The organism is Rhizomicrobium sp., assembly GCA_037200045.1.
Taxonomy (GTDB): Bacteria; Pseudomonadota; Alphaproteobacteria; order Micropepsales; family Micropepsaceae; genus Rhizomicrobium.
In genome coordinates, this window is record JBBCHM010000001.1 from 1,368,416 (window position 1) to 1,384,237 (window position 15,822).

17 protein-coding genes are annotated in these 15,822 nt (G+C 67.8%); 6 read left to right on the forward strand and 11 right to left on the reverse strand.

Annotation, left to right across the window (positions count from 1 at the left end; all coding sequences use genetic code 11):
* Positions 1 to 73: 73 nt before the first annotated feature.
* Positions 74 to 1,204 (reverse strand): PA0069 family radical SAM protein, encoded by a 1,131-nt coding sequence (locus tag WDM86_06310; GenBank protein ID MEI9989633.1) that lies wholly within the window; start codon positions 1,202 to 1,204, stop codon positions 74 to 76.
* 124 nt (positions 1,205 to 1,328) lie between these two features.
* Between WDM86_06310 and WDM86_06315 the strand changes: the two genes are divergently transcribed.
* Positions 1,329 to 2,153, forward strand: coding sequence for a hypothetical protein (locus WDM86_06315; GenBank protein ID MEI9989634.1), 825 nt, complete (start codon positions 1,329 to 1,331; stop codon positions 2,151 to 2,153).
* 36 nt (positions 2,154 to 2,189) lie between these two features.
* Here WDM86_06315 and WDM86_06320 read toward each other — a convergent pair whose 3' ends face one another.
* Positions 2,190 to 3,365, reverse strand: coding sequence for a phytanoyl-CoA dioxygenase family protein (locus tag WDM86_06320; GenBank protein ID MEI9989635.1), 1,176 nt, complete (start codon positions 3,363 to 3,365; stop codon positions 2,190 to 2,192).
* Between the two features lie 94 nt (positions 3,366 to 3,459).
* Here WDM86_06320 and WDM86_06325 point away from each other — a divergent pair, with 94 nt between their 5' ends.
* Positions 3,460 to 4,116, forward strand: a complete 657-nt coding sequence (locus WDM86_06325; protein ID MEI9989636.1) for a glycosyltransferase — start codon at positions 3,460 to 3,462, stop codon at positions 4,114 to 4,116.
* A 17-nt stretch (positions 4,117 to 4,133) separates the two neighbouring features.
* Here the strand turns inward: WDM86_06325 and WDM86_06330 are convergent, their stop codons facing one another.
* The 5 genes from WDM86_06330 to WDM86_06350 form a co-directional block, all read right to left on the reverse strand.
* A complete protein-coding gene (locus WDM86_06330; protein ID MEI9989637.1) occupies positions 4,134 to 4,514 on the reverse strand; it encodes a GIY-YIG nuclease family protein in 381 nt (126 codons plus the stop codon).
* Positions 4,515 to 4,579: 65 nt separating this feature from the next.
* Entirely contained in the window at positions 4,580 to 4,855 is a 276-nt protein-coding gene (locus WDM86_06335) for a MoaD/ThiS family protein (GenBank protein ID MEI9989638.1), read from the reverse strand.
* A complete protein-coding gene (locus WDM86_06340; GenBank protein MEI9989639.1) occupies positions 4,852 to 5,979 on the reverse strand; it encodes a sialidase family protein in 1,128 nt (375 codons plus the stop codon). Before WDM86_06340 ends, WDM86_06335 begins: the two co-directional genes overlap by 4 nt.
* 35 nt (positions 5,980 to 6,014) lie before the next feature.
* Positions 6,015 to 7,262, reverse strand: a complete 1,248-nt coding sequence (locus tag WDM86_06345; protein MEI9989640.1) for a DUF6596 domain-containing protein — start codon at positions 7,260 to 7,262, stop codon at positions 6,015 to 6,017.
* A 4-nt stretch (positions 7,263 to 7,266) separates the two neighbouring features.
* The gene (locus tag WDM86_06350; GenBank protein ID MEI9989641.1) at positions 7,267 to 7,614 is read right to left on the reverse strand and encodes a YciI family protein; all 348 of its coding nucleotides are present in this window, start codon (positions 7,612 to 7,614) and stop codon (positions 7,267 to 7,269) included.
* A gap of 155 nt (positions 7,615 to 7,769) precedes the next feature.
* On the opposite strand from WDM86_06350, the gene WDM86_06355 reads away from it, so the two are divergent.
* Positions 7,770 to 7,994 (forward strand): hypothetical protein, encoded by a 225-nt coding sequence (locus WDM86_06355; protein ID MEI9989642.1) that lies wholly within the window; start codon positions 7,770 to 7,772, stop codon positions 7,992 to 7,994.
* A gap of 129 nt (positions 7,995 to 8,123) precedes the next feature.
* Here WDM86_06355 and moaB read toward each other — a convergent pair whose 3' ends face one another.
* From moaB to WDM86_06375, 4 genes are read right to left on the reverse strand one after another with little or no spacing between them, the layout of a single operon-like run.
* Positions 8,124 to 8,660 (reverse strand): molybdenum cofactor biosynthesis protein B, encoded by a 537-nt coding sequence (gene moaB, locus WDM86_06360; protein MEI9989643.1) that lies wholly within the window; start codon positions 8,658 to 8,660, stop codon positions 8,124 to 8,126.
* Entirely contained in the window at positions 8,647 to 10,464 is a 1,818-nt protein-coding gene (locus WDM86_06365) for a lytic transglycosylase domain-containing protein (protein ID MEI9989644.1), read from the reverse strand. Before WDM86_06365 ends, moaB begins: the two co-directional genes overlap by 14 nt.
* Before the next feature lie 26 nt (positions 10,465 to 10,490).
* Positions 10,491 to 11,324 carry a uracil-DNA glycosylase gene (locus WDM86_06370; GenBank protein MEI9989645.1) on the reverse strand — a complete coding sequence of 278 codons (834 nt, stop codon included), beginning with the start codon at positions 11,322 to 11,324 and terminating at the stop codon, positions 10,491 to 10,493.
* A gap of 6 nt (positions 11,325 to 11,330) precedes the next feature.
* Entirely contained in the window at positions 11,331 to 11,477 is a 147-nt protein-coding gene (locus WDM86_06375; GenBank protein MEI9989646.1) for a hypothetical protein, read from the reverse strand.
* A 108-nt stretch (positions 11,478 to 11,585) separates the two neighbouring features.
* Here WDM86_06375 and WDM86_06380 point away from each other — a divergent pair, with 108 nt between their 5' ends.
* The 3 genes from WDM86_06380 to WDM86_06390 are packed head-to-tail and all read left to right on the forward strand — an operon-like array spanning position 11,586 to position 15,801.
* Entirely contained in the window at positions 11,586 to 13,238 is a 1,653-nt protein-coding gene (locus WDM86_06380; GenBank protein ID MEI9989647.1) for an electron transfer flavoprotein-ubiquinone oxidoreductase, read from the forward strand.
* A gap of 9 nt (positions 13,239 to 13,247) precedes the next feature.
* Complete coding sequence (locus WDM86_06385; GenBank protein ID MEI9989648.1) at positions 13,248 to 14,951, forward strand: tetratricopeptide repeat protein; 1,704 nt, start codon at positions 13,248 to 13,250, stop codon at positions 14,949 to 14,951.
* Entirely contained in the window at positions 14,935 to 15,801 is an 867-nt protein-coding gene (locus WDM86_06390) for a 4-(cytidine 5'-diphospho)-2-C-methyl-D-erythritol kinase (GenBank protein ID MEI9989649.1), read from the forward strand. Before WDM86_06385 ends, WDM86_06390 begins: the two co-directional genes overlap by 17 nt.
* Positions 15,802 to 15,822 lie beyond the last annotated feature (21 nt).

A 15,822-nucleotide genomic window follows, 5' to 3' on the forward strand; every position in this document is an offset into this window, starting at 1 on the left:
CGTTTCCCGGAACATTTTCGGCCATTCGAACCGCGAAAAAATCGCGGGGGATCCCCTCCCGACCTTCTTTCGATCAGACCGTCGCTCGCGCCGGTTCGGCTTCGAACAGGCTGAGCTGGTCGCCGGTCCTGGGCGGGCGCTTGAACTTGGCGAGCGACAGCGGACGGGAATTCTGGTTCAGGCCCAGCCGCTTGACCGCCATGTGGAAGCGGCGCGCGATCATCTCGGCATAGGGCCCGGTGCCCTTCATGCGCACGTTCCACTGCGCGTCGTAATCCTTGCCGCCGCGCATCGAGCGGATCAGCGACATGACGTGTTTGGCGCGGTTCGGCTCATGCGCCTCCAGCCATTCGCGGAACAGGTCCTTGATCTCGAGCGGCAGGCGCAAGAGCACATAGCCGGCCGAGGTCGCGCCATGCTTGACCGCGGCGGCGAGCACCGCTTCCATCTCCCCGTCGTTGAGCGCGGGGATGGCGGGGGCGAACATCACGGCCGTCGGGATGCCGGCCTCAGACAGCGCCCGGATCGCGGCGAGGCGGCGCTGCGGCGTGCCGGCGCGCGGCTCCATCGAACGGGCGAGGCGGCGGTCGAGCGTGGTGACCGAGAGCGCGACCTTGGCGAGGCCGTCCTTCGCCATCCCCGACAAGATGTCGATGTCGCGCATGATGAGCGGGGATTTCGTCACGATGCCGACGGGATGGCGGAAATCGCGCAGCACTTCGAGGACCGAGCGCATGATGCGCATCTTCTTCTCGATCGGCTGATAGGGATCGGTGTTGGTGCCGATGGCGATGACCTTGGGCACATAGCCGGGCGCCGACAATTCCTTCACGAGAAGCTCGGCGGCGTTCGGCTTGGCGAACAGGCGCGACTCGAAATCGGCGCCGGGCGACATGCCGAGATAGGCGTGGGTCGGCCGCGCGAAGCAGTAGATGCAGCCATGCTCGCAGCCGCGATAGGGGTTGATCGACTGGTCGAACGAGATGTCGGGCGATTTGTTGCGCGCGATGATGGTGCGGGTGGCGTCGCGGATGACCTCGGTGCGCAGCGGCGGCGGCGCGCCGTCCTCGTCGCGCCAGCCATCGTCCCAGCCGTCGTCGACCAGCACGCGCGCCTGAGTCTCGTAGCGCCCCACCGCGTTGGAAAGCGCCCCGCGCCCCCGCAAAAGGCGCCTGTCGGTGGTGATGTCTAGGACCGTCGTCATGGTGACGAGGAATATAGGGCGATGATGAGAACAAAGCAAGTACATAATTGGCGTAGGCGATTATCCCGGACTTGCCGGTCGGCACGGAATGGAAGACTGAGACCCGCCGTAAGACAGGACCGTCATGCCCCAAACCCACGCCCCTTCCGAGCATCTCGCGATCGATTTCGGGATGGTGATGCATGCCTGGGGCGCGCTGCGCCAGGCGCTGGCCAAGCTGCCGATGCTGTTCCTCAGCGGCGCGCTCGTCACCGCGCTGCTGACTTTCGCCGCCTGGAAGCTGCAGGGCGCCTATCACGACCTGCTGTCGGGCGCGCCCGACAGGCTGCGCGACGCAATCGATTTCGGCTACACGCTCGCGATCGACATCCTCGATTCGATCGTGATGGCGGCGGTCGCGGTGCCGGTGCATCGCATGGTGCTGCTCGGCGAGACGCGCGACGGCTTCGTCGCGCTGTTCTCCGGGCGCACCTGGCGCTTTGCCTTCTGGCTTGTCGTGCTGGAGATGAGCGCCTTCCTGGCGCTGCTGCCGCTGCCGCTCCTGCTGCGGGCCTCGCCCGTCGAGACCTATCTCGTGGTGGCGGCGATGGCCGCGTTTCTTGTCGCGCTCGCCTTCGTGGTGGTGCGGCTGAGCCTGGTCTTCCCCGCCATCGCCATCGATGTGCGCGGCGGCGCCGCGGCGAGCTGGGCGCTGTCGCGCGGCCGCTTCTGGCGCATCGTGGTGACCGCGGTCTTCACGCTGATCCCGCTGCTGTTCGCCATGCTGCTGGCGACGCTGGCGGCGAGCTGGCTCATCGGATTGTCGGGCTCGCTCGTCAATGTGTTCGACACGCTGATGTGGTTCGAGATCGTCGTCACCGCGCTGTCGCGCCCCATCGGCGTCGCGCTGGCCGCCGCGGTGCTGTCGTGGAACTATCGCCTCGCGCGCGAGGAGATGGCCGAGTCCTAGCCGGAACGGCAGCCATTGCGCGTCACGCGCGCGGGGTCAAATCGTCTCCTTCGCCTCTTTCCGCTTGGCCGCCAGCGGATGCATGACGCCGGCGCCGGCGGGCCACACGCCCGGTTCGGTCTTGATGTAGCGGCAGGCGCGCCGGGCGTGCGGCGACAGCGTCTCCCAGATTTCGTGCGGCATCGACTTCCAATAGGCCGACGCGTCCACCCAGGGCGCGTGGTATTCCACATTGGGCATGGCGCGGATTTCGCGGCTGAGATTCGGCGTGGCGCCGTGCCAGGCGCGGTTGTCGCGGAACACGCCGGCGCCGGCCTTGGCGCCGACCAGGGTGGAGAGCCGCATCCATTCCGGCTCGTCGGCGAGCAGCGGCGGCTTGGGGACGCGGCCCTGGGTGCCCGGGATCTGCCGCACCGGCCCGTTCTCCCAGGTGAAGTCGCTCATCAGGAAGTTGATGGTGACGTGCGGCGGCGTGCGCTCCAGGATGAGCGAGGCGGTGGCGGGGTCCAGTTCGTCCGTGCCCGGAACGGTTTTGAGCGTGATGCCGACGCGGCCTGCCTGTTCGCGCCGGGCCGGCGTGATCTCGAAGCTGTCGCGGGTGTCGGAATGCAGGCCCTGATATTCGATCGCCCCGGGCAGGCACAGATCGCCGCCGGCGCCGCGCACGAAATAGTCCGACGTGCCGAAGATCCTGGTCAGGATCGGCGTCGTGGTCGGCAGGTCGATCATCGAGGCCCAGACCGGATCGTGCAGCAATTCGCGCGAGGCGGACGCCGTGCCGTAGGAATAGCGGTGGGGCAGGCGGCTGGTCTCGGTGACGTATTTGCGGCCCCCCTCGCCCTTGATCGCGAGGAGCTGCGCCAGCACGCGCGCGCTCGCCGCGCGCCAGGTTTCCAGCCGCTCGGGATCGAGCAGAGCGTTCACCACCACGAAGCCGTCGCGGAAGAAGATGCGCGCGGCGCGCTCCACTTCATGCGGCTCGACGATCTCCAGGCCGACGATGCCGTTCTTGTCGCGCAGGCGGGCGCGCAGACGCTCGACGTCCGGGTCGTCATAGACCCGGTTGGCCGGCGCTCGCGGGTCGACCCGGCCGGACGCCAGCTCGGGGACATAGGGCCGGCCGGTCTCGTCGGTGGTTTCGTTGGGCGGGGTGGCGGCGTCCCAGCCGATATCCGTCTCGCCGAAGATTCGGAGCGTCTCCAGGTGGGTCATCGAAGGCCCCTGTATTGGCGGTAACATTCTGCCTCTTTACCCATGCGACGAGAAATATTTTGTCGGTCCCGCCGGGCCGGGTAATAGTTACGGCATGATAAGCGTCGTCATCCCGACTCTCAATTCGCAGGCCGCGCTGCCGCGCTGTTTCGACAGCCTGATCGGCGCGACGGTCCGTGGGCTGGTGAAGGAAGTTGTCGTAGCGGACGGCGGCTCGACCGACGAGACGCTCGCCATCGCCGACGGCACGGGCTGCCATGTGGCGCGGGGGCGCAAGAGCCGGGCGTCGCGGCTGATCGCCGGCGCCGCGACGGCGCGGGGCGACTGGCTGCTGTTCCTCCTGCCGGAGACCGCGCTGGAGGCCGGCTGGGAGAACGAGGCCGATTCGTTCATGGCGAGCGCCACGCTGGAGCGGCCGCGCGCCGCGGCGTTCCGCTATGCGCTCGACGATTTCGCCGGGAGCGCGCGGCGGCGCGAGGCGATGGTGGCGTGGCGCACGCGGCTGTTCGCGCTACCCTATGCCGACCAGGGGCTGCTGATCCCCAAGCGGATGTACCAGAAGCTCGGCGGCCATCGCGAGGTCGCGATGGAGGACGCCGATCTGGTGCGCCGCATCGGCCGCACGCGGCTGGTGCAGCTTCGCAGCAACGCGATCAACAAGCCCGAACGCACCGAGCCGCGCCGCGGCGCCCTGGTGGCGATGCTGCACGCGCTGCGCGTGCCGGTGAGCGTGGTGGCGCGGATCGGGTAGGGATTCCCAAGTCAGTCCTATCCTTTTTCGTCATCGCCGGGCTCGTCCCGGCGACCCATGAACACCCAATCCGGCAATTTGCGGTTCATCCCAACCAAGTTCGGATACAGGTCATCCCAAAAGGGATTTTCCCGCTCGATCAGATTGATCTTCCATTCGCGCGGATATTTTTTGATCGATTTTTCGCGCCGGATGGCGGCAACCATGCTTTCGAACGGCTCGTACCAGACGAGGCGATGGACACTGTACTTCTTGGTGAAGCCGTCGATCAGCCCTTCGCGGTGCTCGTGAATGCGAGTGGGCAATTTGCTGGTGACGCCGGTATAGATTGTGCCGTGACGGCGGCTCGCCATCATGTAGACGGCGATGAACACGTTGAAGGTGTCTTTCGCGACCAAATTCAAGTTCCGTGTTCATGGGTGGCCGGCACAAGGCCGGCCATGACGATCTTGAATTGAAAATACTATCCTCCCGCGAGCGCGTTCGTAATCACCACTTCGTCGTCATCCTTCAACCGCCGCGCGCCCGCTTCCCTGGCGCGGACCATCGCGCCGTCGTGGAGGAAGACGATGTTGGGGCGGATCGCGCCGGCCTCGTCGAACAGATGCAGCGCGAGCGGCGGATGCTGCTTCGCCAGATCGTTCAGCGCGGCGGCGATGGAACCGCCTTGCGCTTCGAGGACGCGCCGTCGGCCGGTCACGGCGCGCAGGATCGGCGGCAATTGCACGCGGATGCTCACGCGGCGTAGGCCTCAACGCTCAGGATGCGCGGAAGGCCGCTCGCCACTTCGCGCCAGCTCTCGCCGAGATCGCCGCTGCCATAGATCGTGCCCGACGCGGTGCCGAAATAGAGTCCGCCGCGCTGGTCGGCCGACAGCGAGCCGCGCAGCACCGCGGTGTAGCAATCGCCGGGAAGCCCGTTGGTCAGCGGTTCCCAGCGCCGGCCGTCGCGCGAGCGGTAGACCGCGAGCTGGCCGCCGCGCGGAAAGCGGAAATTGTCGCCATCGAGCGGCACGACGAAGACGGCGCCGGATTTCAGGTCCATCGCGCTCGCGAAACCGAAGCTGCAGCGATAGCCGTCCGACAATTCGGCGACCGGCAATCCGTCTTCCATGACCTCCCAGCTGTCGCCGCCGTCGAGGCTCTTGTGCACACCACGGTGTTCCTGGCGGTAGAGGATGTTCGCGTCGGCGGGATCGTGCTGCACGCTGTGGACGCATTGCCCGGTCGCGGCCGGCGCGGAATCGACGGCCGGATTCACGCCCTTGTTCTTCGGCGTCCAGGTCTTGCCGCCGTCGTCGCTGCGGAAGAAGCCCGCCGCCGAGACGCCGACCCAGAGGCGGTTGGGATCCTTGGCATCGGTGAGGATCGTGTGGGCGCCGAGCCCGCCGAAACCCGGCGACCAGGTCTCGCGGCCCGGCTGCTCGTTGAAGCCGTCGACCGGCTGCCACGAGGCGCCGCGATCGCGGCTGACGAACAGGCCGGCCTCCGAGACGCCGGCATAGAGCGCGCCATGCGCGGCATGGAGCGTCCAGATCTGGTCGACGAAGCGGCCGCCGCCGTTGAGCAGCCCGCCGAAATCGTCGCGCGCGATCAGGCGGTGATGCTCGGCATTGCCGCGATCGGTGGGGCGATAGCGCGGCGCGGCATCGAGCTGCTTCCAGTCCGCCATGTCGTCGCTCGCGAACAGCGCGACGCCGTAATTGGGACTGTTCACCGCGATATAGGCGCGGCCCTGTTCGTCCCTTACGCTCGCCGTCACCGGCCAGCCGGGCAGGACGAAATCGCGGTCCCAGTTCCGTCCGTCCCTGCTCTTGAGGATGGCGGCGCCCTTGGGCGTGCCGACGATGAGGGAGATGCTCAAACCTTCCTCCTGTCCTTTTCGGGAGCGTAGCGCCGTCAGTGCCGCGTCGCCAGCCGCGCGCGCCGGCGCTGCAGGAACGCGCGGATGGCGGGATCGGCCTGCAGGCCGATGGCCTGTTCATAGGCGTCGTCGGCTTGCGCGATCCGGCCCTGGCGCGCAAGCAATTCGGCGCGCGCCGCCCAATAAGGCTGGTGCTGCGCCAGGCGCGGATCGGCCGACAAGGCGTCGAGCGCGGCGAGGCCTTCCTCGGCGCCCGCCGTTTCCGCCAGCGCGACGGCGCGGTTGATGGCCACGACCGGCGAGGCGGCGAGCGCGAACAATGCGTCGTAGAGCGCGAGGATCGCGTGCCAGTCGGGGCCGCCGGTCAGGCGGCGGACATTGTGCGCCGATTGTATCGCGGCTTCGAGCTGGAAGCGGCCGAGGATATGCATGGCGCCGGCGCGCCGCAGCAGCGTCTCGGCCTGGTCCATCGCGGCGGCGTCCCAGAGGGCGATGTCCTGCTCGCCGAGCGGCACGAAATCGCCGCCCGCGTCGCGCCGCGCCGCCCGGCGGGCCTCCGAATGCAGCATCAGGGCGAGCAGGCCGAGCGCCTCGGGTTCTTCCGGCAGGAGCGAAGCGACAAGGCGGCCGAGCCAGATCGCCTCGCCGGCGAGGTTGCGGCGCCGCGGATCGGTGCCGGCCGGATCGCTCCAGCCCTCGGCATAGGCGGCGTAGATCGCCTGCAGCACCGCGTCGAGGCGCGGGCGAAGCTCGTCGCGCGCCGGCACGCGGAAGGGGATGCCGGCACCGCGTATCTTGGCCTTGGCGCGCACCAGGCGCTGGCCCATCGCCGACGGCGCGACGAGGAAGGCACTGGCGATGGCGGCGGCGTCGAAGCCGAGAACGGTCTGCAGGATCAAGGGCGCGCGGACCGCTTCGTCGATCGCGGGATGGGCGCAGGCGAACATCAGCGCGAGGCGCTCGTCGGGAATGTCGGCTTGCGGCTGCGTTACCATTTCTTCCGCCAGGAGTGCGAGATGCGAGGCCGCGTCCTCGCCGCGCCGGCGCCGCCGGCCGGCGTCGATCGCCTTGCGCCGCGCGGCGGTCAGGAGCCAGGCCTGCGGATTGTCCGGCACGCCGCGCAGGGGCCAGGTTTCGAGCGCCGCCGCGAAAGCCTCGGACAGCGCGTCCTCGGCCGCCGCGACGTCGCGCGTGCGGGCGGCGAGGAAGGCGACGAGCTTGCCATAGCTTTCGCGCGCCACCGCTTGCGCGGCATCGCGGGCAAGCGCGCCGCCCTCGCTCATCGCATCACATCTGCCAGACGGGACGCACTTCCATCGTGCCCAGGCCGGCGCCGGGACAGCGCGCCGCCCAGGCGATGGCCGCGTCGAGATCGGGCGCCTCGATCAGGTAATAGCCGCCGAGCTGTTCCTTGGTCTCGGCATAGGGGCCGTTGAGCACCTGGGTCTTGCCGTCGGCGACGCGCACGGTGGTGGCGGTGGCGATGGGTTTCAGCCGGTCGGCGGACACCAGGGCGCCGGCCTTTTTCAGCGCCTCGGTATAGGCGCCATAGGCGGCCATCACCTGGCCCATGTCCTGCTCGCTGCGCTTCGCCAGTTCGGCCTCGTTGTCGTAGATCAACAGCATGTACTGCATGACGGTCTCCTTCGCCGGCCGGCTCCATGCGCGGCCCGACAGGATGACGCGCGGGGCGGGCGGATTTCGACAGGGGCAGACAAATTTGTCATGTCCGGGTCGCGATTGCCCGCAAATTTGCGTGCTGAAAACTGCAAAAATGTTATATTTCGCCTATGATAAGGGATCAAATTGCAGCCGTGCTGGAAAGTGTCCGATCCTGGCCGGAACAGGATCAAGCCGAACTCGCCGAACTGGCACGCGAGATCGAGGCCCGGCGTAAGGGCGTCTATCAATTGACCGACGACGAACGGGCCGCGATCGAAATAGCCCGCCGCAGCGAGATCGTGCCGGACGATGATGTCGCGGCCTTCTGGAAGGCGCGCGGCATCGCAATTTGATAAAAGTTGTCATGGCCCGCGAATGCGGGCCACCCAGGTGACATCCGCTCCGAACGTGCAGGTTTCAACTGGGTCCGCCGTTCGTACGCTGTCGCTACGAACTCGCGGCGGATGACACCGAGCGGAAGACTAACGCCTGTGCTCTTCCAGCCTCGGCATGATGTCGACGAAGTTGCAGGGCTTGTGGCGGATGTCGAGCTGGTATTTCAAAATCCCGTCCCAGCCGTCCTTCACCGCGCCCGGCGAGCCGGGCAGGGCGAAGAGATAGGTCCCCTTGGCGACGCCGGCGCAGGCCCTGGACTGCAGCGTCGAGGTGCCGACCTTGGCGAAGCTGATCTGGTGGAAGATCACCGAGAAGCCGTCGATCTCCTTCTCGAACAGCGGTTTCATCGCCTCGACCGTCACATCACGGCCGGTGAGGCCTGTGCCGCCGGTCGAGATCACGACGTCGATCCCAGGATCGTCGATCCAGGCCTGAAGCTGCGCCGCGATTTTGTCCTTGTCGTCGCGCAGCAGCATGCGCGCGGCGAGGATGTGTCCCGCCTCGGCGATGCGCCCGGCGAGTGTGTCGCCGGACTTGTCCTCCGCCGCGGTCCGCGTATCCGACACGGTCAGCACCGCGATGCGGACGGGGATGAAGGCGACGGTCTCGTCAATACCGGGCATCACTGACGACCTGGTTGTCGGGCGGCGGCGGCGCGACCACGGGCGGCTTGGGCGCCGGCGGCTGGGCCGGCGCGCGATAGATCGGCCATTGGCCGGCGACGGTCTGGTCCAAGGTCGGCGTCGGCTCGCCGAGGCGCCGGCTGTACAGCCAGTGATACATCAGCAGGCGCTTCACATAGAACCGTGTCTCGGTGATGCGGATGCTCTCGATGAATTCGAGCGCGTCGTCTTCCTTGCCGGCGCGCGCGTTGATCCAGCCGGCGAGGCGCAGCGGCCCGGCGTTGTAGGCCGACGGCACCTGCACGAGATTGCCGCCATAGGTGTCGAGCAGATAGGCGATGTAGCGCTGGCCGATGGACATGTTGTAGGTCGGATCGCTGAGCGCGGAGACCGCGCCGCTGCCGCCGAACTTGGCCGCGGTCGGCGGCATGAGCTGCATCAGGCCGCGGGCGCCGGCCGGCGACACGGCATCGGCGACGAAGCGGCTCTCGCAGCGGATGAAGGCGAGCACCAGCGAGGGATCGATGGTGTAGCCGCCGTCCGGCTTGTAGCCGGGAACGGGAAACAGGCCGGTGAGCAGAACGCCGGTGCGCGCCACGGTCTCGCTGGCGCGCAGTTCGATGTTGGTCGCGTTCATGCGGCGGGCGAGCGCGGCATAGCCCATGTCGCGGCTGCCGTCGCTTTCGCCGAAGGCGCGGTTGAGTTCGCCCGGAACGGCGGCGCGTTCCTCGCCCACTTGGGTCAGCGCCACGGCGCGATGCGCGGAGGGCACCGCCATGATGGCGGCGAAATCGGCGGCGGTCAGGACGGGATCGCGGAATCCGGTCTGGGTGTCCTGGCCGAGCATCTTCTCGGCCAGCAGGCCGTAGAAGCTCGGTTGCTCGCGCGCGGCGGCGTTGAGCAGAGTGACGACGCGCTGCGGATCGCCGTAGCGCAGATGGGCGCGCGCCGCCCAGAACGCGGCCTGGGCGCGCAGATAGTTCGGAACGCTGCCCGTCGCCGCCAGCACTTCGAGGCGGTTGGCGGCGTCCTCGTAATTGCCGAGCCGATAGGCCGCGAAGCCGGCGTACCAGTCGAGCACCGGCGTCGTGAGCCGGACGTCGCCCTTCACGCCCATCGCCGCGTCATAGGCCGCCTGATCCTCGCCCTCGGCGATGTAGGAGGCGGAGACGCGGCTGATCAGGCGCGCCAGGTCGTAGGGCGCCGCGCCGGCGTCCTGTGCCTGATGCACCACGGCATAGGCCTGGTCCGGCTGGTCGGCCTTGATGAAGCGTTCGACCTGCGCCTGCGCGTTGCGTCCCGCCTCGGTGGTGAGCGGCGGATCGGAGGTGTCGAACTCCTCATAGCCGCCGCCGCGCCGGCGCCCGGGCGGGGCGGGGACCGGCACGCTTGCGGTCATGACGACGGCGACGACGTGATGGCGTTTGTGCACGCGCTTGGAGGCGCGCTGCACCGCCAGCCGGTAGACGCGGTCGGCGATCGGCAGCTCGGCGTATTGGTGCATCCAGTCGACCAGTTCGGCCAGCGAGGCATGGCCGCGCGGCGACAGATAGTGCTCGGCCAGGACATAGCCTTCGAGCGAGCGGTCGGAGACCTTGGTGTAGAGGTCCTTGGCGTCATCAAAACGACCGGCGCGCTCGGCGGCGAAGACCTGGCGGTAGAGCGTCACGTCGGCGGGCGAGAGGATCTCCATCGGAACCGAGACGGCGGCGCCGGCATCCTCGGGCAGCGGCATGTCGGCGCGCGCGACGCCGAACGTCGCGGCGGCGGCGAGGGCCAAGGCAGTCCAGGTCGCAAGACGCATCAAAAAGTTCCGCATCAAAGGGTGAGCTATTTCGCGTTCAGATCGTCCAGCCTGTCGGCCACCGCCTGCAAATCGCGCCAGGCCAGTTTCTTATGCGCGGGCTGCCGGAGCAAGTAGGCCGGATGCAGCGTCGGCATCACGGGAACCATCCGCGTCCCGATCCGGTATTCCAGCCAGCGGCCGCGAATCTTCATGATCCCATCATTCAAGCCTAGCACATGCCGCGCCGACACCGCGCCCAGGAGGATCAGGATGCGCGGCTGCGCGAGTTCGATGTGGCGGCGCAGAAAGGGGATGCACATCGCGACCTCGCCGGGATCGGGATTGCGGTTGTCCGGCGGGCGCCACGGCATGACGTTGGCGATATAGGCGGAGCTCCGGTCGAGACCGATCGCCGCCAGCATGCGGTCGAGCAGCTTGCCGGCGCGACCGACGAAGGGCAGGCCGGCGGCGTCTTCGTCCTTGCCCGGGGCTTCGCCGATGAACATCACGCCGCTCGCCGGATTGCCGTCGGCGAAGACGGTGTGCTTGGCGAGCTTCTTGAGCTGCGAGCCGTCGAAGGCTTCGAGCGCGGCCTTTAGTTCCGCCAGGCTGTTGCAGCGCGCGGAGATTTCCAGCGCCGAGCTGAACCCGTCCGTCGCCAGCGGCGCGACATTGGTGGGGGTGATCTGCGCGAGGGGGCGCGGGCCTTCGGGTCGTTGCGGCGCGGGTTTCGCCGGAGCGACGGCGGCTGGCCGAGCCGTCTGCGCGGGAGGCGGCGTTTTCGCAATGAACCGATCCACCGGCGCTTCGCCGATGGCTTCGTCGGCACCGGCGTCGAGGAGCCAGGACAGGGTGGAGAGCGGGTCGGCGTTCGACATGTCCGGCTAGCTGAAGACCACGAAGCAATGATGGGCATCCGTGCAGGTGCGCGGCCCAAACCAAGTCACCGCGGCGATCAGGATAAGGACGCCCGCCGCGACGGTGCCCACACCGGCCACGGCCGCGATCAAACTCCGCTGAATCAACGTCATGACCATCCGCCTTTCCGCTAGGGACCGTAGCATGATTTGCGCCGGTTGACCGCCGATTCCGCCCGCCCCATAAGGGGTTTACGGGGATGAAATTGGGTTTTCAGGTCGATGGCCGAAGAAGTTCAGCGCGAGAGCATGGAATACGACGTCGTGATCGTCGGCGGCGGCCCCGCGGGGCTCGCGAGCGCGATCCGGCTCAAGCAGATCAATCCCGAGATCACGGTCTGCCTGCTCGAAAAGGGGTCCGAGGTCGGCGCGCATATCCTGTCGGGCGCGGTGATCGATCCGATCGGGCTGAACGAGCTCATCCCCGACTGGAAGGCGAAGGGCGCGCCGCTCGACACGCCGGTGACCGACGATCGCTTCTACATGCTGGGACCGGCGGGACATATCCGCATCCCGAATTTCATCTTCCCGCCCTTCATGTCGAACCACGGCAACTACATCGCGAGCCTGTCGAATGTCTGCAAATGGCTGGCGACCGAAGCCGAAGCGCTGGGCGTGGAGATCTATCCCGGATTCCCGGCCGCCGATCTCGTCGTCGAAAACGGCGTGGTGAAGGGCGTGACCACCGGCGATCTCGGCATCGCCAAGGACGGCCATCACAAGGCGGGCTTCACGCCCGGCATGAACATCCTGGGCAAATACACGCTGTTCGCGGAAGGTGCGCGCGGCTCGCTGACCAAGCGGCTGCTCAACGACTACAATCTCAGCGAGGGCCGCGACTACCAGAAATTCGGCATCGGCATCAAGGAGCTCTGGGAGCTGCCCGCCGACCAGCACAAGAAGGGCCTGGTGCTGCACACCATGGGCTGGCCGCTCGACAACGGCACGGGTGGCGGCGTGTTCATGTACCATTGGGGCGAGAATTTCTGCTCCATCGGCTTCGTGGTGCACCTGAACTACTCCAACCCCTATCTCTCGCCCTTCGACGAGATGCAGCGGGTCAAGCAGCATCCGGTGCTCAAGCAATATCTCCAGGGCGGCAAGCGCATCGGCTATGGCGCGCGCGCCATCACCGAAGGCGGCCTGCAGTCGGTGCCGAAGCTGGCCTTCCCGGGCGGGGCGCTCGTGGGCTGCGCCGCGGGCTTCGTCAATGTGCCGCGCATCAAGGGCAGCCACAACGCGATGAAGACGGGCATGCTGGCGGCCGAAGCGGTCGCGGCCGCGCTCGCCGCGGGCCGCGCTGGCGACACGCTGGACGGCTACGAGGCCAGCTATCGCGCCAGCCATGTCTACAAGGACCTGCACCGGGTCCGGAACGTCAAGCCGCTATGGTCCCGGTTCGGGACGATCCTGGGCCTGGTGCCGCTGGGCGGCATCGACATGTGGTTCAACCAATTGTTCGGCTTTTCGCCGTTCGGGACGCTGAAGCACGGCAAGCCGGACTATGCGACGCTGAAACCGGCGGCGGACTCGCGGAAGATCGCCTATCCCCGGCCGGACGGCGTTATCAGTTTCGACAAACTTTCGTCGGTATTCTTATCCAATACAAACCATGAGGAAGATCAGCCGGTTCACCTGAAATTGACCGATCCCGCGATCCCGATCCGGGATAACCTTCCCCGGTACGACGAGCCGGCGCAGCGCTATTGTCCGGCCGGCGTCTACGAGGTCGTGCAGGAAGCGGCCGGGCCGCGTTTTCAGATCAACGCGCAGAACTGCGTGCACTGCAAGACCTGCGACATCAAGGATCCGGCGCAGAACATCAACTGGGTGACGCCGGAAGGCGGGGGCGGACCGAACTACCCCAACATGTGAGGATAAAGGTTGCGCATCGCTCTACGGATTTCGGCCCTGGCTCTCGCGATCGCGCTGGGCGCCTGCGCGGCCGCCGACCACGCCACGACCGCGCAGACCGGACCGGCCGCCGCCGCGGATTCGACGGAGTTCGGGAACTATCTCTCGGCGCGCTTCGCGGCCAGTCAGCACAACATGAAGGACGCGGCGCTTTACTATCGCGCCAGCCTCGCCGCCGATCCCGATAACAAGGACCTGCTCGCGCTGTCCTTCTTCTTCTCGACCTCGGCGGGCGACGTGCCGGACGCGGCGAAGCTGGCCGACCGCGTCGTCGCGGTCCAGGCCGATGACCGCGCGGCACGGCTGACGCTGGCGGTGGCCGCGCTCAAGCGGCGCGACTATGCCGGCGCGCGCAAGCAGATGTCGCTGTCGGCCAAGGGACCGTTCAGCTCGCTGACCGTGTCGTTGATCGATGCCTGGGCGGCGGCCGGCCAGGGCGACAAGGCCGCGGCGGAAGGCGAGCTGGCGGCGCTGCGCGCCCAGGGCGGCGCCGATGCGCTGGCGATGTATCACCTCGCCTTGCTGGCCGATTTCGTCGGCGACGACGCGCTGGCCGATACGTCCTATCGCAGCGCGCTGGCTTCCGGCCCGACGCCGCGGATCGTGGATGCCTTCGGCCGCTATCTGGAGCGCAACGGAAAGTCCGACGAGGCGGCGGCGCTCTACACGCGGGCGGCGCAGGAAGTCGGCATCAAGGAGATCGCGGCGGCGGGCCTCGCCCGCATCAAGAACCATAAGAAGCCCGACGGGCTGATCCCGCGCGCCGAAGACGGCGCCGCCGAGGCGCTGTTCGGCATCGCGGCCTCGCTGACCGACCAGGCGAGCGCGGACGTCTCGATCCTGTATCTGCGGCTGGCGCTCTATCTGCGGCCCGACCTCGACCTCGGCGCGGTGCTGCTCGCCGACCGGCTGGAGGGCTTGCAGAAATACGACGACTCCATCGCGGCCTATGGCATGGTGCCGAAAAGCTCGCCCTATTGGCGGCTGGCGGCGGTGGAGATCGCGCTCGACGAGGCGCGGCTTGGCCGCACCGACGACGCGATCGCCAAGCTCAAGGACCTGACGGCGGCCAATCCGGCGGATTCGGAAGCCTGGACGGCGCTGGGCGACACCTATCGCAGCGCGAGCAAGTTCCTGGAGGCGGCCGACGCCTACGATCACGCGCTGGCGCTGCGCGGCGACGCGAAGGCGAACGACTGGCCGCTCTATTTCGCCCGCGCCGTGGCGGAGCAGGGGACGCAGAACTGGAGCGCCGCCGAGATCGATCTGAAAAAGGCGCTGGCGCTGTCGCCCAACGAGCCGACGCTGCTCAACTATCTCGGCTACACCTGGGTCGACCAGAACCGCAACATCCCCGAGGCGCTGGCGATGCTGGAGAAGGCGCGCGCCTTGAAGCCGAGCGACGGCTATATCGCCGACAGCGTGGGCTGGGCCTATTACAAGCTCGGCCGCTTCGCCGACGCGGCCAAGGCGCTGGAGAGCGCGGTCGAACTGGTGCCGGGCGATCCGACGATCAACGACCATCTGGGCGACGCCTATTGGCGGGTGGGGCGCAAGCTCGACGCGACGTTCCAGTGGAACCACGCGCTGGCCTTCGGGCCGTCCGACGCCGACAAGGCCGTGATCGAGAAGAAGCTCAAGGACGGACTGGACACCGGTGCCAAGCCGAACTGAGGAATTCGCGCCGGCGAAGATCAACCTGTTCCTGCATGTCGGAGACAAGCGTGCCGACGGCTATCACGCGCTGGAAAGCCTCGTCGTTTTCGTCGATGCCGGCGACACCCTGACATTCGAAAGCGCGGACGCGCTTTCGTTGGCGATCGACGGGCCGTTCGGCGAGGGACTGGCGGCGGAGACGGACAATCTCGTGCTGCGCGCGGCGCGGGCGCTTGGCGAACATGCCGGCATCGACAAGGGCGCGGCGATCACGCTGACCAAGAACCTGCCGGTGGCCTCGGGCATCGGCGGCGGCTCGGCGGACGCGGCGGCGGCGCTGCGCGGCCTGGCGCGGTTGTGGGGCCTCGATATCGGATCCGACACGATGATGAAGATCGCCGAGACGCTCGGCTCCGACGTGCCGGTCTGCGTGGCGAGTCGCTCCGCCTGGATGGAAGGCCGCGGCGAGATCGTAACGCGCGCCGCGGGCGTGCCGCCGGCGGCGCTGGTGCTGGTCAATCCGGGTATCGCGGTGCCGACCGGCCCGGTGTTCCAGGCGCTGACGACGCGGCGGGGCGTAGGCCCGGTCGCGCACGAATTGCGCGCCGGGGATTCGGAAGTGCTGGCAAGACTCCTCCGGTCGATGTCCAACGATCTGGAGGCGCCGGCGAAGGCGATCGCGCCGGCCGTGCGCGATGTCCTCGGCGAGCTGTCGCGGATGCCCGACATCCTGCTGGCGCGGATGTCCGGCAGCGGCGCGACCTGTTTCGGCCTGTTCGAGGACGAGACCGGCGCGCAAATGGCAGCGATCGCGCTCGAACATTCGCATCCGGGCTGGTGGGTGAAGGCAACGCGGGTGCTGGGGTAGTCAAAAATCGGTGTCATTCGC